This is a genomic window from Mesorhizobium sp. M4B.F.Ca.ET.214.01.1.1 (assembly GCF_004791545.1).
Taxonomy (GTDB): Bacteria; Pseudomonadota; Alphaproteobacteria; order Rhizobiales; family Rhizobiaceae; genus Mesorhizobium; species Mesorhizobium abyssinicae.
On sequence record NZ_SRUX01000146.1, the window covers coordinates 1 to 353 of the forward strand.

The 353-nt window shown below is 67.4% G+C and carries 1 protein-coding gene; it reads right to left on the reverse strand.

Features of this window, described 5'->3' with window-relative positions:
• A partial coding sequence (locus EN857_RS33670) for a CGNR zinc finger domain-containing protein (RefSeq protein WP_189522835.1) occupies window positions 1-353 on the reverse strand: 353 nt, incomplete at both ends.

The window sequence follows — 353 nt, forward strand, 5'->3', positions numbered from 1 at the left end:
GGCAGCCTCCCTGACCGCCGTGCGGCGGCGATAATAGCGGTTCGCTTTCTGGCGGTTGCCGCAGACGGCCATGTCGCACCAGAGACGGCTTGAGTTGCGGCTGCGGTCGACGAAGAGCCAGCTGCAGTTCGGGCAGATCCTGAGCCGCGCTACAGTTTCGTCGCGCAACAGCGAAAGCGCCGAGACGGCCAAAGCCGCCTCGAACGCTATCGGCGTCGCCGGATCGCCAAAGGGCCTGCCCGGTGCGCCGATCTCGATGCTGCTGCCGGAGAGGCCGTTGGCGCAGGCGGTCAGGAAATCCGGCAGATGGCCGGCGGCGATCGCGCCTTTCGCTATGGCATGGCGGAACAGGC